Origin of the sequence: Plantibacter sp. ME-Dv--P-122b (genome assembly GCF_030209375.1) — a bacterium.
GTDB lineage: Bacteria > Actinomycetota > Actinomycetes > Actinomycetales > Microbacteriaceae > Plantibacter.
This window is the reverse complement of sequence record NZ_JARVSC010000001.1, coordinates 64,981-82,941: the sequence shown is the minus strand read 5'-3', so window position 1 is coordinate 82,941 and position 17,961 is coordinate 64,981. Positions and strand designations below refer to the sequence as shown.

At 69.6% G+C, this 17,961-nt stretch carries 23 protein-coding genes; 12 read left to right on the top strand and 11 right to left on the bottom strand.

Going from position 1 to position 17,961, the window contains the following annotated elements:
• Positions 1-97: 97 nt before the first annotated feature.
• Positions 98-703, top strand: a complete 606-nt coding sequence (locus QRN19_RS00440; RefSeq protein ID WP_285024564.1) for a class I SAM-dependent methyltransferase — start codon at positions 98-100, stop codon at positions 701-703.
• Between the two features lie 57 nt (positions 704-760).
• Here the strand turns inward: QRN19_RS00440 and QRN19_RS00435 are convergent, their stop codons facing one another.
• Entirely contained in the window at positions 761-1,744 is a 984-nt protein-coding gene (locus QRN19_RS00435; protein ID WP_285024563.1) for an alpha/beta fold hydrolase, read from the bottom strand.
• Positions 1,745-1,873: 129 nt separating this feature from the next.
• Here QRN19_RS00435 and QRN19_RS00430 point away from each other — a divergent pair, with 129 nt between their 5' ends.
• Entirely contained in the window at positions 1,874-3,082 is a 1,209-nt protein-coding gene (locus QRN19_RS00430; protein ID WP_285024562.1) for an FAD-dependent monooxygenase, read from the top strand.
• On the top strand, positions 3,079-3,831 hold the full coding sequence (locus QRN19_RS00425) for a YqjF family protein (RefSeq protein ID WP_285024561.1): 753 nt from the start codon (positions 3,079-3,081) through the stop codon (positions 3,829-3,831). The genes QRN19_RS00430 and QRN19_RS00425 overlap by 4 nt, the downstream gene beginning before the upstream one ends.
• 8 nt (positions 3,832-3,839) lie before the next feature.
• On the opposite strand, the gene QRN19_RS00420 is transcribed toward QRN19_RS00425, so the two are convergent.
• From QRN19_RS00420 to QRN19_RS00410, 3 genes are all read right to left on the bottom strand, one after another.
• Positions 3,840-4,325: an SRPBCC family protein gene (locus QRN19_RS00420; RefSeq protein ID WP_285024560.1), complete on the bottom strand. Its 486-nt coding sequence runs from the start codon at positions 4,323-4,325 to the stop codon at positions 3,840-3,842.
• Between the two features lie 74 nt (positions 4,326-4,399).
• Positions 4,400-5,098 (bottom strand): Pr6Pr family membrane protein, encoded by a 699-nt coding sequence (locus QRN19_RS00415; protein WP_285024559.1) that lies wholly within the window; start codon positions 5,096-5,098, stop codon positions 4,400-4,402.
• Between the two features lie 56 nt (positions 5,099-5,154).
• Positions 5,155-5,628: a DUF2000 domain-containing protein gene (locus QRN19_RS00410; RefSeq protein ID WP_285024558.1), complete on the bottom strand. Its 474-nt coding sequence runs from the start codon at positions 5,626-5,628 to the stop codon at positions 5,155-5,157.
• A 106-nt stretch (positions 5,629-5,734) separates the two neighbouring features.
• On the opposite strand from QRN19_RS00410, the gene QRN19_RS00405 reads away from it, so the two are divergent.
• Positions 5,735-6,199 carry an Lrp/AsnC family transcriptional regulator gene (locus QRN19_RS00405; protein ID WP_285024556.1) on the top strand — a complete coding sequence of 155 codons (465 nt, stop codon included), beginning with the start codon at positions 5,735-5,737 and terminating at the stop codon, positions 6,197-6,199.
• 4 nt (positions 6,200-6,203) lie between these two features.
• Here the strand turns inward: QRN19_RS00405 and QRN19_RS00400 are convergent, their stop codons facing one another.
• A complete protein-coding gene (locus QRN19_RS00400; protein WP_285024555.1) occupies positions 6,204-6,836 on the bottom strand; it encodes an alpha/beta hydrolase in 633 nt (210 codons plus the stop codon).
• Entirely contained in the window at positions 6,833-7,747 is a 915-nt protein-coding gene (locus tag QRN19_RS00395; protein WP_285024554.1) for a VOC family protein, read from the bottom strand. The genes QRN19_RS00400 and QRN19_RS00395 overlap by 4 nt, the downstream gene beginning before the upstream one ends.
• 167 nt (positions 7,748-7,914) lie before the next feature.
• Between QRN19_RS00395 and QRN19_RS00390 the strand changes: the two genes are divergently transcribed.
• The 3 genes from QRN19_RS00390 to QRN19_RS00380 are packed head-to-tail and all read left to right on the top strand — an operon-like array spanning position 7,915 to position 9,675.
• Positions 7,915-8,370: a phage holin family protein gene (locus QRN19_RS00390; RefSeq protein WP_071261765.1), complete on the top strand. Its 456-nt coding sequence runs from the start codon at positions 7,915-7,917 to the stop codon at positions 8,368-8,370.
• Positions 8,367-8,609 (top strand): DUF3618 domain-containing protein, encoded by a 243-nt coding sequence (locus tag QRN19_RS00385; protein ID WP_064297084.1) that lies wholly within the window; start codon positions 8,367-8,369, stop codon positions 8,607-8,609. Before QRN19_RS00390 ends, QRN19_RS00385 begins: the two co-directional genes overlap by 4 nt.
• Positions 8,602-9,675: a YihY/virulence factor BrkB family protein gene (locus QRN19_RS00380; protein ID WP_285024553.1), complete on the top strand. Its 1,074-nt coding sequence runs from the start codon at positions 8,602-8,604 to the stop codon at positions 9,673-9,675. Before QRN19_RS00385 ends, QRN19_RS00380 begins: the two co-directional genes overlap by 8 nt.
• 94 nt (positions 9,676-9,769) lie before the next feature.
• On the opposite strand, the gene QRN19_RS00375 is transcribed toward QRN19_RS00380, so the two are convergent.
• The 3 genes from QRN19_RS00375 to QRN19_RS00365 form a co-directional block, all read right to left on the bottom strand.
• On the bottom strand, positions 9,770-10,666 hold the full coding sequence (locus tag QRN19_RS00375; RefSeq protein ID WP_285024552.1) for an SDR family oxidoreductase: 897 nt from the start codon (positions 10,664-10,666) through the stop codon (positions 9,770-9,772).
• Positions 10,667-10,724: 58 nt separating this feature from the next.
• Complete coding sequence (locus tag QRN19_RS00370) at positions 10,725-11,633, bottom strand: SMP-30/gluconolactonase/LRE family protein (protein WP_285024551.1); 909 nt, start codon at positions 11,631-11,633, stop codon at positions 10,725-10,727.
• A 107-nt stretch (positions 11,634-11,740) separates the two neighbouring features.
• Positions 11,741-13,525, bottom strand: a complete 1,785-nt coding sequence (locus QRN19_RS00365) for a glycoside hydrolase family 15 protein (protein ID WP_285024550.1) — start codon at positions 13,523-13,525, stop codon at positions 11,741-11,743.
• Positions 13,526-13,710: 185 nt separating this feature from the next.
• On the opposite strand from QRN19_RS00365, the gene QRN19_RS00360 reads away from it, so the two are divergent.
• The gene (locus QRN19_RS00360; RefSeq protein ID WP_285024549.1) at positions 13,711-14,550 is read left to right on the top strand and encodes an SDR family oxidoreductase; all 840 of its coding nucleotides are present in this window, start codon (positions 13,711-13,713) and stop codon (positions 14,548-14,550) included.
• Between the two features lie 63 nt (positions 14,551-14,613).
• Here the strand turns inward: QRN19_RS00360 and QRN19_RS00355 are convergent, their stop codons facing one another.
• Positions 14,614-15,810, bottom strand: coding sequence for an FUSC family protein (locus QRN19_RS00355; protein WP_285024547.1), 1,197 nt, complete (start codon positions 15,808-15,810; stop codon positions 14,614-14,616).
• Between the two features lie 114 nt (positions 15,811-15,924).
• On the opposite strand from QRN19_RS00355, the gene QRN19_RS00350 reads away from it, so the two are divergent.
• Complete coding sequence (locus tag QRN19_RS00350; protein WP_255467562.1) at positions 15,925-16,053, top strand: hypothetical protein; 129 nt, start codon at positions 15,925-15,927, stop codon at positions 16,051-16,053.
• Positions 16,054-16,125: 72 nt separating this feature from the next.
• Here the strand turns inward: QRN19_RS00350 and QRN19_RS00345 are convergent, their stop codons facing one another.
• The gene (locus tag QRN19_RS00345; RefSeq protein ID WP_285024546.1) at positions 16,126-16,689 is read right to left on the bottom strand and encodes a Dps family protein; all 564 of its coding nucleotides are present in this window, start codon (positions 16,687-16,689) and stop codon (positions 16,126-16,128) included.
• 188 nt (positions 16,690-16,877) lie between these two features.
• On the opposite strand from QRN19_RS00345, the gene QRN19_RS00340 reads away from it, so the two are divergent.
• From QRN19_RS00340 to QRN19_RS00330, 3 genes are all read left to right on the top strand, one after another.
• On the top strand, positions 16,878-17,198 hold the full coding sequence (locus QRN19_RS00340; RefSeq protein WP_064297077.1) for a DUF7882 family protein: 321 nt from the start codon (positions 16,878-16,880) through the stop codon (positions 17,196-17,198).
• Positions 17,195-17,461, top strand: a complete 267-nt coding sequence (locus tag QRN19_RS00335; RefSeq protein WP_285024544.1) for a hypothetical protein — start codon at positions 17,195-17,197, stop codon at positions 17,459-17,461. Before QRN19_RS00340 ends, QRN19_RS00335 begins: the two co-directional genes overlap by 4 nt.
• A 180-nt stretch (positions 17,462-17,641) precedes the next feature.
• Positions 17,642-17,944: a DUF7882 family protein gene (locus QRN19_RS00330; RefSeq protein ID WP_085512050.1), complete on the top strand. Its 303-nt coding sequence runs from the start codon at positions 17,642-17,644 to the stop codon at positions 17,942-17,944.
• The last annotated feature ends 17 nt before the right edge of the window (positions 17,945-17,961 follow it).

Here is a 17,961-nt window from a genome sequence, read left to right as displayed (position 1 = left end):
CTGTTTATAAACACCATAACAGTTGGGTGGTGAAACCGCGAGCGCGGCCCCTCCATCCCGTCGACGAACCGTGCCGCGTGCTCGCTACGGTGGAGCCATGAGCACCGTCCGAGACGCCTACGCCCGACGATCCGCCGAGTACGCGAAGCTGCTCGGGACGATGACCTCGGTGCACCCGTCGGATCGGCAGCTCGTGACCGCGTGGGCCGACCGGATCGCCGGTCCCGCGCTGGACGCCGGCTGCGGCCCGGGGCACTGGACGGCGTACCTCGCCTCGCGCGGGCTCGACATCCGCGGCATCGATCTGGTCCCCGATTTCATCGCAGCTGCACGCGCCGAGCACCAGGAGATCCGGTTCGATCTCGGCAGCCTCGACACCCTCGACGCGGAGACCGGCTCGGTGGGCGGGGTGCTCTCGTGGTACTCGCTGATCCACCACCGTCCTGACACGATCGACGCCGCGCTTGCGGAGTTCGCTCGCGTGCTCCGGCCGGGAGGCGAGTTGCTGATCGGCTGCTTCGAGGGGCCGACGGTCGAGGCGTTCGATCACGCCGTGGTGAGGGCCTATCGTTGGCCGATCACGGAGTTGGCCGAGCACGTGCGCCGGGCGGGCTTCGAGGTCATCGAGACGCACACGAGGACGAGCCTCGATCAGCGACCGCACGGGGCGATCCTGGCCAGGCGAGCCGACACGGTGAGGTGAAGCGGTTCGTCGCCGGGCCCGAGGCTGAGCGACGGTCCGCCGCATCTCAGCGGGCGCTCAGTCGTGGTCGATGGAGGCGACCGCGTCGGCCACCTGCGACTTCCCCTCGGCCACGCGGTCGTCGTCGTCGGTGACGATCCCGATCGTCTCCTCGATCCGGCCTCCGATGGCCTGGATGACCGCCTTCGGCTGCGGAGCCTCCGGTTCCGTGTCATCGCTCCCGTCCGAGTCCTCGGGGTAGACCCGGAGTCGGTCGTCGTCGCCGTCTGCCACCGTGCGCCTGGCGTGGTCGACGCAGAGTTTGGCGACCTCCTCGGCGTGCGCGTACATGACGGAGTGCGCCGCGCCGGGGATCTCCCAGAGACGTGAGGAGGGCAGGAGTTCGCCTACCCGCTCCACCCACTCACGCGGCGCGACGGCGTCGTACTCGCCACGGATGACGAGCGTGTGCGCCTGCACCTTGGGCAGGGCCTCCTCGATGGGGTAGGTCAGCATCTCCGGCAGGACCCGCGAGAACCACTTGAAGCCACAGAAGACGTAGGCGCTGACGGCCAGCACCTTCACCGTCAGCGGTTCGTGCCAGCTCGACTGCAGGAACCGGACCGCCTGGGTGAGCACCCGCCGCTGACCAGGCACGACGACTGGCCCGATGAGGATGAGGGTGGACAGCTCCGGGCGACGCGAGACGAGGTCGCTGACCACCTGGCTGCCCATCGAGTGGCCGACGATGATCGGGTCCTTGAGATCGAGCTCGTCGATGACCCGGCCGACGAGGTCCGCGTACTCGCGGATCGTGAGCGTCGACGAGGGGTGCGGCACCCCGCCGAAGCCGGGGAGGTCGAGCGCGTGCACCGGCCCGAACTCGTTGAGGTGCGGCGCGAGGCGCTCGAAGTAGGTCGAGGAGACGCCGATGCCCGGGATGAGGATGAACGACCGGTCACCGGCGGATCCGACGGAGTTGACCCGGACGTAGACGTCGCCGTCGTAGACGCGGTCGACGCGGACCTTGCGGTGGCGGCGTTTCCGTTCGATCCTCGACATGCCCCAAGCGTACAAGCGCCGGACAGAGACGGCGCCGTCCCTGTCAACCGTGCTGGATTCCCACCGCCGGGCGCGAGGATGGGGACGACCGGAGCGACAGTCCCACGCTCCCCGAGAGGTGGCACCACCATGACCGTTCCCCGCGTCCTCATCTCCGGAGCCAGCATCGCCGGCCCCGGCCTGGCGTTCTGGCTGAACCGCTACGGCTGGGAGACGACGGTCGTCGAGCGCGCGCCGGCGTTCCGCGACGGCGGCCAGAACATCGACGTGCGGGGCGCCGCTCGCGAGGTCCTGCGACGCGCGGGCCTCGAGGACGCGGCACGTGAGGCGACCACCGGCGAGCGCGGCACCCGGTTCGTCGGTGACGCCGGAGAGACGATCGCCGAGTTCCCGGTGTCGGACTCCGAGACCGACGGCGCGACCGCCGAGGTCGAGATCCTCCGAGGTGACCTGGCCAGCATCTTCATCGACGCGACGGACGGCACCACCACCTATCGGTACGGCGACCACATCACCGGACTCGACGACGACGGCGAACGGGTCCTCGTGTCCTTCGCACACGGCGAGGATGAGGCGTTCGACCTCGTGATCGCGGCGGACGGCATCCGATCGTCGACCCGTGAGCTGGCCTTCCCCGGCGAGGCGGTGACCCGGTCCCTCGGCCTGGAGATGACGTACCTCACCATCCCGCGCGACGACGCCGACGTGCCGTGGTGGCAGTGGTACTCGGGCGTCGGTGGCCGCAGCGTCACGCTCCGACCCGACCGGCACGGCACCACCCGCGCGGTGTTGACGGAGGTCACGTCCGACCGCGGCGACGGCGTCGTCCCCGCGCGCCGCGACCTCGACGCGCAGCGACGGCATCTCAGGAACCGGTTCGTCGGACTCCCCTGGCAGGCGAACCGGATCCTCGAGCATCTCGACGACAGCGACGACGTCTACTACGAGTCCATCGGCCAGGTCAGGACGCCCCGCTGGGCATCCGGACGGGTCGCGCTGCTCGGTGACGCGGCCTGGTGCGCGTCGCCCGTCAGCGGTATGGGGACGAGCCTGTCGATCGTCGGCGCCTACGTGCTGGCCGGTGAGCTGGCGGCGCACGTGCACCACCGGGACGCCTTCCGCGGGTACGAACGGATCATGCGCCCCTACGTCGAGCAGGCCCAGTCGCTGCCGCCGGGTACGCCGCAGCTCGCCAATCCGACCTCGAAGGCCGGCGTCACGGCCTTCCGCACCGCACTCCGCGTGGCCGGGTCGAAGCCCGCGAAGCTCGTCGGTGCGCAGCTGTTCTCCCCACCGGCCGACAAGATCGAGCTGCCCGAGTACGAGCACCTGGCATGAGTGGCGAGCCCAGGCCGATCGCCTCGAGCGCACCGGCCCTGTCCGGCCCGGTTGTCGCCGCGCAGGAGTGGCGGGACCTGGCGTTCGTGCACTGGCGCGTCCCGGCGAGCGCCGTCGCGCCACTGCTGCCACCCGGGGTGGTCCCCGACGTCTTTGACGGCTCCACGTGGGTCGGACTCATCGCCTTCCAGCTGGGCGACGCGCGCATCGGCCCACTGCCGCCGTCGCCCATCGGCGGATCCTTCACCGAGGTGAACGTCCGGCTGTACGGGGTCGACGCCGAGGGGCGTCGCGGCGTCGTGTTCCGGTCACTCGAAGCGTCGAGCCTACCGGCGGTCCTCGCTGCCCGCGCGATGTTCGGCCTGCCCTACCAGTGGGCGCGGACCGCGCAACGGCCGACGGACGACGGCTGGGAGTACGCGTCGCGGCGGATCACCGTGTCGCCGACGACCCGAGGTCCGGGTTTCCAGCTCGGCGTCGACGTCGACCGGACGAGAACCGTCGACGACGAGCTGTCACAGTTCCTGACGGCGCGGTGGGGCCTCTTCCAGAGCCGCTTCGGTCGGACGCAGTGGTTGCCGAACGAGCACGAACCCTGGGTGTTGCACCCGGCTCACGTCGTCTCATTGCGCGACGAGCTCTGCGCGGCGGCGGGCCTCCCGGGTGTCGTCGAGCACGAGCCCGACTCGGTGCTCTTCAGCCCCGGCGTGACCGCCCGGTTCGGGATCGGCTCGTTCCTCGCCCGCTGAGTGCCGGATCAGTCCGCTGCAGCGACCGCGGCGAGCACCACGGGGTCCTCGCAGCCGCGCGCGAAGCCTCGGATGCGGCGGTCGATGTCGCGCTGCAGGACGATCACACCGATGCGCTCGGCGATCGGTGCCAGCCACCGCGGCTTGCACGTGAAGTTGTAGCGCCAGACGGCGAGGGTGCGCTGGTCGTCGCCGTCCACCGGACTGAAGCGCCAGCCGCCGGCGAGCCGCTCGAAGAACCATGAGCCCTTCGTCATCTTCATGCCGACGTTGGTCGGCGGGTGGTACGAGACGTACTCGCTGACCATCCGGAACCCGAACCGCTGGACGGTGAAGGTTCGGACGCCCTTGGCGGCTTCCTTCGCACCGTCGAGGAAGTACTGCCGCCGGATGAACGGATCCCAGCGCATCCGGGTCTCGCCCGTGGTCTGGGAGATCGCGAACGCGACGTCGGGCGGGACGGGCACGGTGCAGCGGGATTCGACGACGGGCATGCCCCATCCTGACACGGCCACGAAGTGAGGCAGATGGTCGCCCGGAACGCTGCCGGGCGACCAGGCACCTCACCTCAGCGGCGGAGCGCGGCGGGCAGCACCCGATCGACGAGCTTGAGCAGCACGGCGAACACGATCGCGACGACGAGTACCAGGAGCGCGTTCCGGACGGCGCCGTCGAAGCCGAGCTGCGTCGCATCGAGGAAAGGGTAGGGGTACCAGCCGGTGATGCCGCCACGGATGAAGGTGAAGACGACCCAGGCGAGCGGCCAGAGGAACGCCCAGGCGACGGTGCTCCAGGTGAAGCGCGGACGCGGACCGAAGACGAGCCAGGCACCGAGCGTGAGCCACGGGGACAGGTAGTGGAACCCGATCGTGATGACGAGCGCCCACCCCGTGAGGTTCACCTGCGGCGCCAGCACCACCGCGTAGACGATGCCGGTGATGACGATGCTGAGCAGGGCGTCGAGCCGAGCCACCCGCCAGAGCCGGCCGTCACGGAGCGGGTCGATCGCCAGCAGGACGGACACCGTGAGCACGATGAGGTTGCTGAGGATCGTGAACGCACTGAAGATGCGTGCGAAGCGGGTCGCGAGCCCGACGGACATGTCCACGCCACCCGAGCGGGCGTCGGCGCCGCCGGTGATGACGAGGACGATCTGGATGACGAGCGAGATCGCGATGATCGCGGCGATGAGGGAGTACACCACGCGGCTGGTGGTGACGATCCCCGGCGCTGAGGCCGTTCGGGCGGCCGTGGTGGTGGAGCGCATCCGTCAACCCTAACCAGCAGCCGGGCCACCGCCGTCCCTCGAGGCGGGGCTTGCGCTCAGGCGAGGAGCGGGAGCCTGCCGACGATCCGGTCCACCCGGTTGCGCGGCCCGACCAGGGCGACGGCCAGCGGTGCGAGTGCGTCCGGCGCGGTCGCCGCCACCGCCTCGAGGTACTCGTCGTAGACCCGGGTGAGCTGGGCAGCCTCCGGCATGTCGACGACGAGCACGCCGTCCGAGCCCGCCGCCTTGGCCCGGATCGCCGCCAGTTGCTCGGCCGGAGCGGTCAACACACTGCACCCGGCCCACGGCAGTCCGGGATGAGCCGAACCGTCGGCGTCGACGGCGTCCGGCCCGAGGAGTCCCTGCACCCGTGCTCCGATCGCCGCAGCGACGCAGGCCGCCGCATTCACGGCTCGACCGGCGGGGAGGTCCTGCTGCACGACGACGACCCACTTCAGCCGGGCGGACCGGGTGGGCGCCGCCGTGTCGATCTCCTCCGGCGCAAAGCCGACGAGCTGTTCTTCCGTCATGTCTCTCCCTGATGTCGTACGTGAATCAATCCTCAGGCTATGTCGAGCGACATCACAACGATTTCAACCCCGTACATCGTCCGGCCGAACTGGCACAATCGACCGCATGGACGAACTTGATACGGCGATCCTGCGTGAACTCCAGCGCGACGCCCGGCGCACCAACCGGGACATCGCTGCCGCGGTCGGCGTCTCGCCCACCACCGCGCTCGACCGAACCCGTGGCCTGTACCGCCGCGGCGTCATCCGCGGCGCGCGACTCGACGTCGATCTGCCGTCGCTCGGTCGCTCGGTCCAGGCGCTCATCGCGATCCGGATCCGACCGCCGTCGCGCGTCAACATCGACGCGTTCCGCAGCTGGGCGATCACCCTCCCCGAGACCATCGGTGTGTTCGTCGTCTCCGGGAACGAGGACTTCCTGCTCCAGGTCGCCGTCGCCGACAACGACGCCCTGTACGCATTCGTCATCGACAAGCTCACGGAGCGCGAGGAGGTCGCCGACGTCCGCACGAGCGTCGTCTACGAACACGTGCGACCGCAGGTGGTGTCACCCGCGGAGCCGAGGGACTGAGCGATCAGCCGACGTGCTCGCCGAGGAAGGCGCGGACGTCGTCGATCTCGGCCTGGTGGATCCCGTGGGCCAGCCCCGGATAGGTGCGCTCGGTGAGGGTGGTGTGGAGCGGCAACCAGGCCGCGGTGCGCGCGACGGCCGGCGCGGCGATGACGCGGTCCTCGAGCCCGCGCCCCCAGAACACCGCAGGCCTCGTCGCGGCCAGCACCTCGTCGCCGGACTGCGGCGCACTCAGCACGAATCCGGCGATGATCACCGGCGCCACGACCCGCTCTGGCCGCGTGCGCAGCAGCTGCGAGGCCATGAAGCCGCCCTGCGAGAAGCCGATGGGCACGATCCGAGCCTCGGCCCGCACGTGCTCGTCGATCCAGCTCCAGACGGCGTCCGTTGCGCGGGCGATCGGCTCCGGGTCCGGGTTGCCCGGCGTCGTGATCTCGAACCAGGCCGCCCCGCCGTGGCCCATCTCGAGCGGCGCGCGCAGCGACACCCAGGGCATCTCCAGTGCGAGCGGGTCGACGAGTCCGGTGAGGTCATGCTCGTTGGAGCCGTAGCCGTGGAGGAGCACCGCGACGGCGGGCGCGCCCGCCACGGCGTCGGCCCAGTCGGCGGAACGGACGTCGCGCAGTGCGGTGGTCATCGGGACAGCAGCTCCTCGGTCGACAGGTCGGGCAGGGCCACGGTGACGCGGGTCCCCCACGGGTCGGAGACGGTCACGGAACGACCGTCCGCGGCGAAGGGGATCGTGCGGGCGCGCAGCCTCGCGGCCAGCGTATCGAGGTTCGCGAGGTCGGGGACGGTGATCGACACGTCGCCGAGACCGAGGGCGGCCGCGCGAGGACCGGCGCCCTGGCTGTTCCAGACGTTCATCGCGATGTGGTGGTGGTACCCGCCGGCGGAGGCGAAGATCGCGCCGGGGTACTCGGTCTGCGTCGTCTCGAATCCGAGGGCGTCGACGTAGAAGGCGCGAGCGGTCGCGAGGTCGCCGACCTGCAGGTGCACGTGCCCGACGGCACCGGCCAACGACGGCCCCGTGCCGAGGGCGTCCTCCGTGAGGTGCCGCTGCAGGTAGGCGTTCGGGTCGAGGTAGGTGGTGGTCATGGCGATCTGGTCGCCCGAGCGAACCCAGCTGCTGCGCGGGCGGTCCGTGTACAGCTCGACGCCGTTCCCCTCCGGGTCGGTGAAGTAGAACGCCTCGCTCACGAAGTGGTCGCTCGACCCGACGAACTGTCCGCGGGGGTCCTGCGCCGCCCGATAGACCGTCGCCGAGAGACTCGACTCGTCCTCGAACAGGAACGCGGTGTGGAACAGACCGGCCTGCCGCCGGTCGACGGCCGGCAGGTCGGGCGTGTGCACGAGTCGCACGAGCGGGGTGTCGCCACGACCGAGCACCCGGTGCACCTCGCGGTCGCGGCTGCGCTCCTCGAGCGGCTCCATCGCGAAGGCGTTGGTGTAGTAGCCGGACATGAGGTCGAGGTCGCCGACGCGGAGCGTGACCGCGCCCATCGACGTCTCCGGGGCGAGCAGACGCTCGTCGAGCACAGCGGACATTCGGTCTCCGATCGGGTGATGGGGTCGGTACAGGCTACCCCATTTACTTGTAGATGTAACCAATTTGAGACCGGGGTATTCCATGATCGGCCGACACGCCTGTCAAGCCCTTGTCTCGCGCGCGCGAGGGGTGTGGGCTGGAGGACCACAACGAGAAGAGTGCTCACATGACCGATGCCAGCAGCGCGGCCGACCGCAGACGGAGTCGCCGCGGACTTCCTCCCATGAAGACCCTCCTCACCGACCTCCGCGAGGACGTCGTCCGCCTCGTCACCGGCGAGATCGCCCTGTTCAAGGCGGAGATGACGAAGAAGGCCAAGGATCTCGGGATCGGCGCGGGCATGCTCGTCGTCGCCCTCGTACTCGTGCTCTTCGGCTTCGGCACGCTCATCGCGGCCGCCGTCCTCGGCCTCGCCACCGTGCTCCCCGCCTGGCTCGCCGCCCTCATCGTCGGCGTCGTCCTCATCCTCGTCGCCGGGATCCTGGCGCTCGTCGGCGTCAAGAAGCTCAAGGCCGGCGCGAAGCCCGTCCCCGAGCGCAGCGTCGAAGCCCTCACCGGCGACCACCTCGCCGAGCACCAGCAGCACGACTCGAAGCACGACACCAAGGAGGCCGCAGCATGAGCGACCAGGATCTCGCCCGCCCCACTCCCCCCGAGGGCGCCGGGCTGAACACCCTGCAGCTCGACGTCGAACAGACGCGCGAACACCTCGCGCAGACGCTCGACCTCCTCTTCCAGAAGTTCGACGTCCGCACCGCTGTGGCATACCACCTGCGCACCACCGCCATCGTCGTCGCCTCGGTCGCGGTCGTCGGCGCCGGCGTCCTGCTGTGGCGTGCGAACCGAGGGCACCGTGTCTGAATCCGCCAAGGAGGACCGCGTCGAGCGCAGCACTCCAGACGATCCGCGGAACCGCGATGCGGACCACGCGGAAGAGACGATGAACCCCCAGCGCGTCCCCGTCCCCTGGGGCTACGTCCTGAAGCGGACGCTGCACTCCTTCACCTCGAACCAGTGCACCGACCTCGCCGCGGGGCTCACCTACTTCGCGATCCTGTCGCTGTTCCCGGCCGTCCTCGCACTCGTCTCGATCCTCGGCCTCTTCGGACAGAGCCGCAACGGCACCGACGCCCTCCTCGAGATCGTCGGCAACCTCGCACCGGGCGACAGCCTCGGCTTCCTGACCGACGCGGTGAACCAGTTCGTCGAGTCACCCGCGATCGGCTTCGCGCTCATCGTCGGTATCGGCGGTGCCGTGTGGTCGGCGTCCGGCTACGTGGGCGGCTTCGGTCGCGCGCTCAACCGCATGTACGGGGTCGAGGAGGGTCGCAAGATCTGGTCCCTGCGTCCGACGCAGCTCGGCGTGACCCTCGTCGTCCTGCTCGTCATCTCAGTGATCGCCCTCGCACTCATCGTGTCCGGCCCGGTCGCCCAGGCCATCGGACAGGCGGTCGGTCTCGGCGAGACGGGCCTCACGGTCTGGTCGATCGCGAAGTGGCCGGTCATGGCCGTCGCGCTCGTCTTCGTCATCGCCGTGCTGTACTCCGCGACGCCGAACATCAAGCCGGAGAAGTTCCGTTGGATCAGCATCGGTGCGCTCACCGCACTCCTGATCCTGCTCATCGCTTCGGTCGGGTTCGGCTTTTACATCGCCAACTTCAGCAACTACGACGCCACCTACGGCTCGCTCGCCGGCATCATCATCTTCCTGCTGTGGATCTGGATCGCGAACCTCGCACTGCTGTTCGGCGCACAGCTCGACATCGAGATCCAGCGCGGCCGTCAGCTGGCCTCGGGCGTCGCCGCGGAGCAGGAGCTGCAGCTGCCCTTGCGATCGGACGCCGCGATCAAGGCGCTCGCCGACCGCGACGCGAAGGACGCGCTCGAGGGCCGTCGCGTCCGACGTGCGGCAGACCGCTCCGACTGACCCAAACAGCCCGCGAACTGTCAGAAACGGCTAGTCGGACGGCGTCTGACTAGCCGGAACTGACAGTTCGCGGGCTGTTGTGGGGTGGGACGGGTTACGGGGTGGGCATGCCGCCGTTGACGTTCAGGGTCTCACCGAGGACGTAGGACGACTCCGCCGACGCGAGGAACACGTAGGCGGGCGCGAGCTCGGCCGGCTGGCCCATGCGGCCGAGCGGGGTGTCCTCGCCGAACTCGGCGATCTTGTCCTGCGGCTGTCCGTCCGACACCTGGAGCGGCGTCCAGATCGGGCCGGGCGCGACCGCGTTGACGCGGATGCCCTTGGGCGCGAGCTGCTGCGCCAGCGCCTTCGTGAAGGCGTTGATGGTCGCCTTGGTCGACGCGTAGTCCACGAGGATATCGGAGGGCGAGTACGCCTGGATCGACGTCGTGTTGATGATCGACGCGCCTGCCGGGAGGTGCGGGAGGGCGGCCTTCGAGAGCCAGAACATCGCGTAGACGTTGGTCTTGAAGGTGTCGTCGAACTGCTCGTCCGTGAGGGTGGTGAGGTCCTCGTTGAACATCTGCTTGCCGCCGTTGTTCACGAGGATGTCGAGTCCGCCGAGGCCCTCGACCGTCTGCGCGACGAGGTCGCGGCAGTAGGACGGGTCCCGCAGGTCGCCCGGCAGGGTGAGGACGATGGCGCCGGCCTCGCGGACGATGCCGGCGATGCGCTGCGCGTCCTCTTCCTCCTCCGGGAGATAGGACAGGGCGACGGAGGCACCCTCGCGGGCGAAGGCGATCGCGGTGGCGGCACCGATACCGGAGTCACCGCCGGTGATGAGCGCCTTCCGGCCGGTGAGGCGGCCCGAGCCGCGGTAGCTCTCCTCGCCGAGGTCGGCCTTCGGGTCGAGCTTCGCGTCGAGGCCGGGCTCGGGCTGGTGCTGCTTCTCGGCGGTGATGTGGGCGTAGAGCTTCGCCGGGTCGGTGAAGGTGTACTGGTCGTTGGCCATGGTGATGGTCCTTTCGTTCAGTGTTCGGTCGTGGTCGGACAGGTCGGAAGGGTTCAGGTCAGCTGAGGTCGGTCGCCGGGTCGGGCACCGAGGTCGATCGGCGTCCGTATGAATTGACGGGTCGGCCGGTCGCGAGTCCGTCGAATCGGAAGATGCCGCCGCTGAGTGGTGCTTCCACGAGGTCCGCCTCGGTGAGGTTCTCACGGGCTGTCCCGACGAAGAGCGTCGTGAGCTCGGGCCCGCCGAAAGCCACCGAGGTGACGCCCGGGGCCGGCACGCTCAACTCGTCCTCGACGATGCCGTCCGGGCTCCACCGGAGCACGCGACCACCGCCGTTGACGCCGTTCCAGAATCGACCGTCGGTGTCGAGCGCGAGGCCGTCGGAGTCGTAGCCGACGAGGAAGGGCTCCAGCGGCCCGAGTCGGCCGTCTTCTCCCGTGCTCGCCCGGTAGACCGTCTTCACGGTGGTGTCGGTCACGTACACGGTGCGACCGTCGTCGGACCACTCGAAGCCGTTGGTGACGCCGAAGCCGCCGAGGAGCGTGCGGAGTCCGGTGTCGTCGAGCAGGTACAGGGCGGCGTTCGGTTCGCCGGTGGTGACGTTCATGGAGCCGACGAGGAGCCGGCCGAACGGGTCGACCTTCGCCTCGTTGCTGCGGAGGCCCGCGTGGGCGTGGGCGAGCTTCGCCAGGGTCTCGGCGATGAGCCCGTCGTCGTCGAGGGTGACGATGCGGTCACCGAGAGCGGCGATGTACCCGCCCGCGGCACGCGGCTGCACGGCGCTCAGCGGCGGTGGGAGTTCAGTGACGCGGTCGTCGCGACCGTCGACGGCGCCGTCGATCGGGCCGCGGTGCAGGGTGCCCGCAGTGATGTCCACCCACACGACCTCGTCGGTGCGCGCGTCCCACCAGATGCTCTCGACGAGGATCGCGGGGGTGTCTCGGAAGACCTGTGGCTGAACATCCATCGCCTCCACGGTACGGACCGCAGCGGGTGTCCCCGCGGGGCTTGCTTTCCCAGCATCGGGCGGGTACCCGCGTGCGTGCCCTTCGACAGGCTCAGGGACCAAAGAGCTCAGTCCTCCTCGGTGAGTTCCTTGATCGTGAGCGCCGCGTTGATGAGCGCGAGGTGGCTCAGCGCCTGCGGCAGGTTGCCCCAGTGCGCACCGTCGGCCGGGTCGATCATCTCGGCGAGGATCCCGACGTCGTTGGTCATGCCGACGAGCTCGTCCATGGCCGCGATCGCCTCGTCGTGACGACCGACGCAGGCGAGCGCGGAGGCCCGCCAGAACGCACAGGCGACGAAGGTGTACTCCTCCTGCTGCACGCCCGAGTACCGGTACAGCAGCGCCCCCTCGCCGAGTTCGGCGGTCAGGGCGTCGATCGTCGAGGACATCCGGTCACCGCGGTCGAACCCGCTCATCGCGTGCAGCAGCACCGAGGCGTCGAGGTCGTCGCTCCCGGGGAACATGACGTACGCCCCGCGCTCCTCGTTCCACCCGTGCTCGTCGATCCATTCCCGGATGCGGGTCTGCTCGGTGCGCCAGCGGTCGGCGCTGCCGGCGACCTGCCCGAGCTCCGCCAGGTGCACCGCGTCGCCGAGCGCCTGCCAGCAGCCCATCTTGGACGAGACGTAGTGCTCCTCCTGGGGCAGCTCCCACATGCCGGCGTCGCGGTTCCGCCACAGGTCGCAGGTGCGATCGGCTACCTCGGCGAGGAGTCGGCCGGTCTCCACATCGAGCACGTTGCCGGCGTCGACGTAGGTGCGGCAGATCGCGAAGAGGTCGCCGTAGACGCCGAGCTGCAACTGCCCCTGGGCCGGGTTCCCGCTGACCACCGGACCGATGCCGCGCCAGCCTGCGACGTCGTGCTCGACGACGCCGTCGGGCACGCCGCCCTCGAGTCCGTAGAAGATGTGCAGCTCCGGCCCGTTCTCGCGGATGGTGCGCAGCAGCCACGACACGGCGGCGTGCGTCTCCTCGCGGAGACCGAAGCGGACGAGCGCGTGCGCGGTGTACGCGAGGTCGCGCACCCAGGCGAAGCGGTAGTCCCAGTTCTTGGCCCCGCGCGGGTTCTCCGGCAGCGAGGTGGTCGCCGCGGCCGCGATGGCACCCGTGGGGCTGAAGATGAGGAGTTTGAGCGCGAGCGCACTCCGCTGCACCTGATTCGCCCAGGGGCCTTCGTAGGAGAAGGCCCGGGACCAGGCGCGCCAGTTGTCGATCGTCCGATCGATGCCCACGTCGACGTTCGCGGGGACCGGCAGATGGATCGGCTCACCGTGGGTGGCGACGATGATCAGCAGGTGACGGGACTTCTCGGTCGTCGTGAAGCGACCGGAGAGCTCCGTCGGCATGGCCCCGTCGACCTCGACCGCCTCCGGCCCGTACTCGTCACCGACGACCGCGATCGTCGTCGCGCCGGAGCGGATGATGGGGCCGCGCGTGCTGTCCTCGATCCAGGGCGAGGCCGTCCCCAGCGCCGTCCCGGGCCGGACGCGCCAGGTGAACTCGACGCTGCCGGACACTCCGTCGATCCGGCGCGCGAGTTCGGCCCAGGGCAGGCGACCCGCGATGCCGGTTACGAGCGCGTCCGTGATCGTCGCACGCCCGTGCTCGGTCGTGAAGGTCGTGCGCAGCACGTTGGTGCCGGACACGTAGCGCCGCGTGACGGTGTACTCGCCGACCGGCTCGAGCTCGATGCACCCGCCGGAGTCGTCGTCGAGCAGCCGGGCGAACACCGGCATGGAGCCGAGGTCGGGGATCGGCAACCAGTCGACCTGGCCTCGGAGGCCGATGAGGGCGACGGTACGGCCGTCCCCGATCGGTGCGTACGAACGGAGATCCTCGCCAGCTGCGGTCATGCGCTTCACCCTACGAGCCGCGCCTCCGAATCGCCGGGGCTGGCGGCCCCGCCACGCGGCTGCTAGCGCGGGACCCCTCGTGCCGAGCGGGCGTCAACCCCTGGAGGCGGGTCGCTCGGATCGGCTTGGGTTGGAGCACCGCAACCGCAGCAGCACGGATCCACAGCAGCACAGGGAGGAACACCATGAACCAGCCCGCTCAGCAGCAGCAGCCGCCCGGGACCGAGGGCGAACTCACCCCGCAGGCCGACCACGGCGAGACCGGCTACCGGGGCTCGGGCAAGCTCGAGGGCAAGGTCGCCATCATCACCGGCGGCGACAGCGGCATCGGCAAGGCCGTCGCGATCGCCTACGCGCGCGAAGGAGCGGACGTCGTCGTCAGCTACCTCGACGAGGACGAGGACGCAGCCGACACGGTCCGCTGGGTCGAGGAGGCGGGCCGGACCGCCCTCAGCATCGGTGGAGACCTCACGAGCCCCGAGCACTGCCGCGAGATCGTGCGCGCGACGGTCGAGCGGTTCGGCAAGGTCGACATCCTCGTGAGCAACGCCGCCTACCAGATGACCCGCGAGAGCCTCGCCGACATCCCCGACGAGGAGTGGGACCACACGCTCGCCACGAACCTGAGCGCGTTCTTCCACCTGAGCAAGGCGGCCGTCCCACACATGGCTCCGGGCTCGTCGATCATCGCGACGAGCTCGGTGCAGGCCGACTCGCCGTCGCCGCAGCTCATGCCCTATGCCATGACGAAGGCGGGTCTCGCGAGTATGACCGCCTCGCTCGCGCAGATGCTCGGCGGCGACGGGATCCGCGTGAACGCGGTCGCGCCCGGTCCGATCTGGACACCCCTCATCCCGTCGACGATGCCGTCTGAGACGGTCGAGTCGTTCGGGACGGACACCCCGCTCGGCCGTCCGGGCCAGCCCGCCGAGGTCGCTCCGCCCTACGTGCTGCTCGCCTCGGACGAGGGGAGCTACATCTCGGGCGCCGTCATCGCGGTGACCGGCGGCAAGCCGATCCTCTGACGCCGGAACGGATCAATGGGACGTCCCGCCTGGCGCGGGGCGTCCCATTGGCGGATCGGGCGCTCACTCGGCCTGGTCGGTCCGCTTGGAGCCCTCGATCTCGGCATGGACGCGCCGCAGGGCGAAGAGCAGGTTCTCGCCGCCCGGGTCGTCGGCAGGATCCTCGGTCGACTCGCCAGCGGACGACGCACGGTTCACCGCCTCCGCATGGGCCGTCCTGACCGCCCGCCGCAGGGCGACGAGCGCCCGGTCAGAGGTCTCGAGGGCCTCGGGCAGTCGCTCGTCGTCGATGGCGGCGTCGACCAGGTCGGCGGCGGCCTGCAGGGCGTCGGCGAGCGTGGATCGGACCGAAACCGGGAGCCGGACGGGGACGGGGATCCCCCACAGCGCGGCTCGCAGCGCGTCACCGAGGTCCACGACCGCCGGCGCGATGCGTTCGAGTGCCGTCAACGCCCCTTCATCGCCGCGGAAGTCGTACTTCGTCCAGCGCGTCCGGGGGTTCACCCGTCGACTCTCCGCCGCATCGCGGACGAGTCGGCGGGCCGCGTCGATGTCGTGACGTAGTGCGGTCACCGACGGATCCCAGGCGGGGGGATCATCGGCTGCCGGTTCGGTCTCCGATGCGACCGTCGTGGACATGCTGCGGAGGGCGTCGACCATGCGCGCACGCGCCGCGGCGATCCCGGCGGCCGACTCCCGGACGAACAGCGGGGGGACGATGAGCAGGTTGACGAGCAGCCCGACGGCGACACCGAGGGCCATCTGCACGAGGTACCCGAGCGAGAACTCGTTCGCGTCCGCCCCGCCGATGATGATCACGAAGAGCGCGGCGATCGGCACGTAGTCGCGTCCCTGACCGAGACCCGGCAGACCGGCGAGCACGGTTCCGAGCCCCACCGACAGGCCCACCGACACCCACCCCGGTGCGGGCGACACGATGAGCGTCCACGCCAGGCCGATGCCGACGCCCAGACCGACGAGGGTCTGCACGCTGGACCGCACCGAGTCCATCAGCGACGGGGTGAGACTCACGAGCGCGCCGAGGGGTGCGTAGTAGGAGAAGTCCCCGAGCTCCCCCGGGAGCAGCCTGCCGATGAACCAGGCCGCGGTGGCGGCGATGGCGACCTTCAGAGCGAGCATGAGCCGCCATGGGCGGAGGGCGGGCGTCACCCAGGCCGTGAAGCGCTGTCGTGGGGTACGGATGCTCCCCGTCGGCGTCCGCCGCCCGGGTGCGTCACCGCCACTCATCACCGCCGTCATGCTGTTCCCGCCTGTTCGAGTCGTCAACCCCCAGCCTGCCACCGACTTGGAGCCGTAGCGTGGGGCCAGTCGTCTCCGACGGTGACGACGAGTACCACCAGGAAGGAAGCGAACATGACGAACGCATCTGCATCATCCTCACGTCCCGACGCGGAAGAGATCCCCGACGGGTCGGGCTCCGACGGTTCCGAGCCGAACGACGGCGAAGACACGGCGTCGGGTGGCGGCGCCGACGACAAGTAGTCGTCGAACCGACATCCGACCCCGACGGGTGGCGGCGTCCGACGACGATTCGCCGTCGGACGCCGCCCCAGGTCAACGACTGCGGGTGGCCGTCCGGTTCTCCGCGCTGATCATCCACGCGAACTGCTCCAGCTGCTGGATGATCGCGTGGAGGATGTCCGCGCTCGTCGGGTCCTCCTCGTCGACCTCGTCGTGGACGCGACGCATCGTGCCGACGACCGCTTCGAGTCGGACGGTGATCAGGTCGATCGTCTCCGAGGTGTCGATCTCGCCCTGCGGGTACTCGGGCAGCGTCGTGGTCTCGGCCACGATGTCGCTGCGGCCGTCCGGCACAGCGTGCAGGGCCCGCATGCGCTCCGCGACGGTGTCGCTGAACTCGCGCGCGGCGTCGATGATCTCGTCGAGCTGCAGGTGCGTGTCGCGGAAGTTGCGTCCGACGACGTTCCAGTGCGCCTGCTTGCCCTGGATCGACAGCTCGATGAGGTCGACGAGGACGGCCTGCATGTTCGCGTCGAGTTCCTTCGACGCGACGAAGCCCTTCTCGGCGTTCTGCCGACGGGTGGGCTTCGGCCCGGATCCTCCGGGAGCCGATCGGGTCGTGCTCTCGGTCTTGCTGGTCTTCTCTGCTGTTGCCATGGTTGGCACCTCCTGCACGGCAGGTTACGCACCCCACCTGTCGATCCCGGGGCCCTTGACATCACCGCCGAAGCGTCCCATTCGCGCCCGCGCGGCCGTCAGCTGGGTTTTCGGAGCCGGGAGTCTTAGGGTGAAGCGACACCGCGATAGACACCGCGTGACGCACAACGAGGAGAGCATGGCCCGCCATGGGAAAACTGATCTACGGTTCTGAGGTCTCGATCACCTTCGAGGACCGGCTGCTTGCGCACCTGCAGTTCGTGATCGGTGCGAAGCTCCGCCGGAACGAGGCCTTCTACTTCGGTTGGAAGGACGACCCTCGCGCAGGCGACGGACGCAGTGTCATCTGGATCCACCCCTCGGTGCCGCTGCGATTCAAGTACTCGGGCAGCGTCCCGATCGACCTCAACCGCGCGTGGATCGACGCGCTCAACGTCACGGCGAACTCCGCTCACGGCCTCTCGGTCATCGCGGAGCCCGCTCCGAGCCGGACAGGACAAGTCGCATGAGCCGTATGGAGATCGTCTACCAGGGACTGCCGTACTCGATCGCCGTCTCTGACCCGGACGAGTTCCGCGCCGAGGTGCTCGACAGCATCGCCGCCGGACAGTTCCGTTGGCTGCAGGTCGACCGCGGTGAGGGCCAGCTGGAGCCCATCAACCTCCTCATCGGCCCCGGGATCGGCATCGCGATGGGTACGCCGGACGGTCCTTCCCAGGACACGCCGTCCTCGGCACTCCCCCAGGGACAGGACCCCGACCTGCTGTCCTGACCGGCCCAGCGGTCGCACGCGCATAGCGCAGCCGACACTCGGAAATCAACAGTTCAGAGCGACGATTTCAAGTTTCCTACACTTGTTCGGCGGACGTTGAAGTGGGTCTCCAGGCTGGCCGCTCGACACCGGCGCATCTCGCCGTGTCGATTGTCGGAGGTCCAGAGAAGGGCACAGCATATGGGCGCGATCGTATACGGAACGGGCGAGAACCGGTTCCACCTCGAGGACCGGATGCTGGCCCACGTCAAGACCATCACCCTGATGAAGCTCCGCCGGAACGAGTCGTTCTCGGTGACCCTGCGCGACACCTCCACGGAACGCGGCCGCGTCACGCTCTGGCTGCACCCGTCGATCCCGCTGCAGTTCAGCTTCGATTCGGACGAGACGTTCGAGATGGACCGCCCGTTGCTCGAGGACCTCATGCACGGCGCCAACGGCGGCGAGGTCACCGTCCGCGCTGACGCGGACGAACTGGCGTAGTCCTCGGGACCACTCAC

Coding starts and splice junctions, on each gene's coding strand:
- QRN19_RS00430 (WP_285024562.1), top strand. CDS start 1,874: ATGACCGTTCCCCGCGTCCTCATCTCCGGAGCCAGCATCGCCGGCCCC.
- QRN19_RS00375 (WP_285024552.1), bottom strand. CDS start 10,666: ATGGCCAACGACCAGTACACCTTCACCGACCCGGCGAAGCTCTACGCC.
- QRN19_RS00350 (WP_255467562.1), top strand. CDS start 15,925: ATGACGAACGCATCTGCATCATCCTCACGTCCCGACGCGGAAGAGATC.
- QRN19_RS00390 (WP_071261765.1), top strand. CDS start 7,915: ATGACCGATGCCAGCAGCGCGGCCGACCGCAGACGGAGTCGCCGCGGA.
- QRN19_RS00425 (WP_285024561.1), top strand. CDS start 3,079: ATGAGTGGCGAGCCCAGGCCGATCGCCTCGAGCGCACCGGCCCTGTCC.
- QRN19_RS00340 (WP_064297077.1), top strand. CDS start 16,878: ATGGGAAAACTGATCTACGGTTCTGAGGTCTCGATCACCTTCGAGGAC.
- QRN19_RS00385 (WP_064297084.1), top strand. CDS start 8,367: ATGAGCGACCAGGATCTCGCCCGCCCCACTCCCCCCGAGGGCGCCGGG.
- QRN19_RS00360 (WP_285024549.1), top strand. CDS start 13,711: ATGAACCAGCCCGCTCAGCAGCAGCAGCCGCCCGGGACCGAGGGCGAA.
- QRN19_RS00395 (WP_285024554.1), bottom strand. CDS start 7,747: ATGTCCGCTGTGCTCGACGAGCGTCTGCTCGCCCCGGAGACGTCGATG.
- QRN19_RS00415 (WP_285024559.1), bottom strand. CDS start 5,098: ATGCGCTCCACCACCACGGCCGCCCGAACGGCCTCAGCGCCGGGGATC.
- QRN19_RS00440 (WP_285024564.1), top strand. CDS start 98: ATGAGCACCGTCCGAGACGCCTACGCCCGACGATCCGCCGAGTACGCG.
- QRN19_RS00345 (WP_285024546.1), bottom strand. CDS start 16,689: ATGGCAACAGCAGAGAAGACCAGCAAGACCGAGAGCACGACCCGATCG.
- QRN19_RS00435 (WP_285024563.1), bottom strand. CDS start 1,744: ATGTCGAGGATCGAACGGAAACGCCGCCACCGCAAGGTCCGCGTCGAC.
- QRN19_RS00420 (WP_285024560.1), bottom strand. CDS start 4,325: ATGCCCGTCGTCGAATCCCGCTGCACCGTGCCCGTCCCGCCCGACGTC.
- QRN19_RS00335 (WP_285024544.1), top strand. CDS start 17,195: ATGAGCCGTATGGAGATCGTCTACCAGGGACTGCCGTACTCGATCGCC.
- QRN19_RS00365 (WP_285024550.1), bottom strand. CDS start 13,525: ATGACCGCAGCTGGCGAGGATCTCCGTTCGTACGCACCGATCGGGGAC.
- QRN19_RS00370 (WP_285024551.1), bottom strand. CDS start 11,633: ATGGATGTTCAGCCACAGGTCTTCCGAGACACCCCCGCGATCCTCGTC.
- QRN19_RS00410 (WP_285024558.1), bottom strand. CDS start 5,628: ATGACGGAAGAACAGCTCGTCGGCTTTGCGCCGGAGGAGATCGACACG.
- QRN19_RS00400 (WP_285024555.1), bottom strand. CDS start 6,836: ATGACCACCGCACTGCGCGACGTCCGTTCCGCCGACTGGGCCGACGCC.
- QRN19_RS00405 (WP_285024556.1), top strand. CDS start 5,735: ATGGACGAACTTGATACGGCGATCCTGCGTGAACTCCAGCGCGACGCC.
- QRN19_RS00330 (WP_085512050.1), top strand. CDS start 17,642: ATGGGCGCGATCGTATACGGAACGGGCGAGAACCGGTTCCACCTCGAG.
- QRN19_RS00355 (WP_285024547.1), bottom strand. CDS start 15,810: ATGACGGCGGTGATGAGTGGCGGTGACGCACCCGGGCGGCGGACGCCG.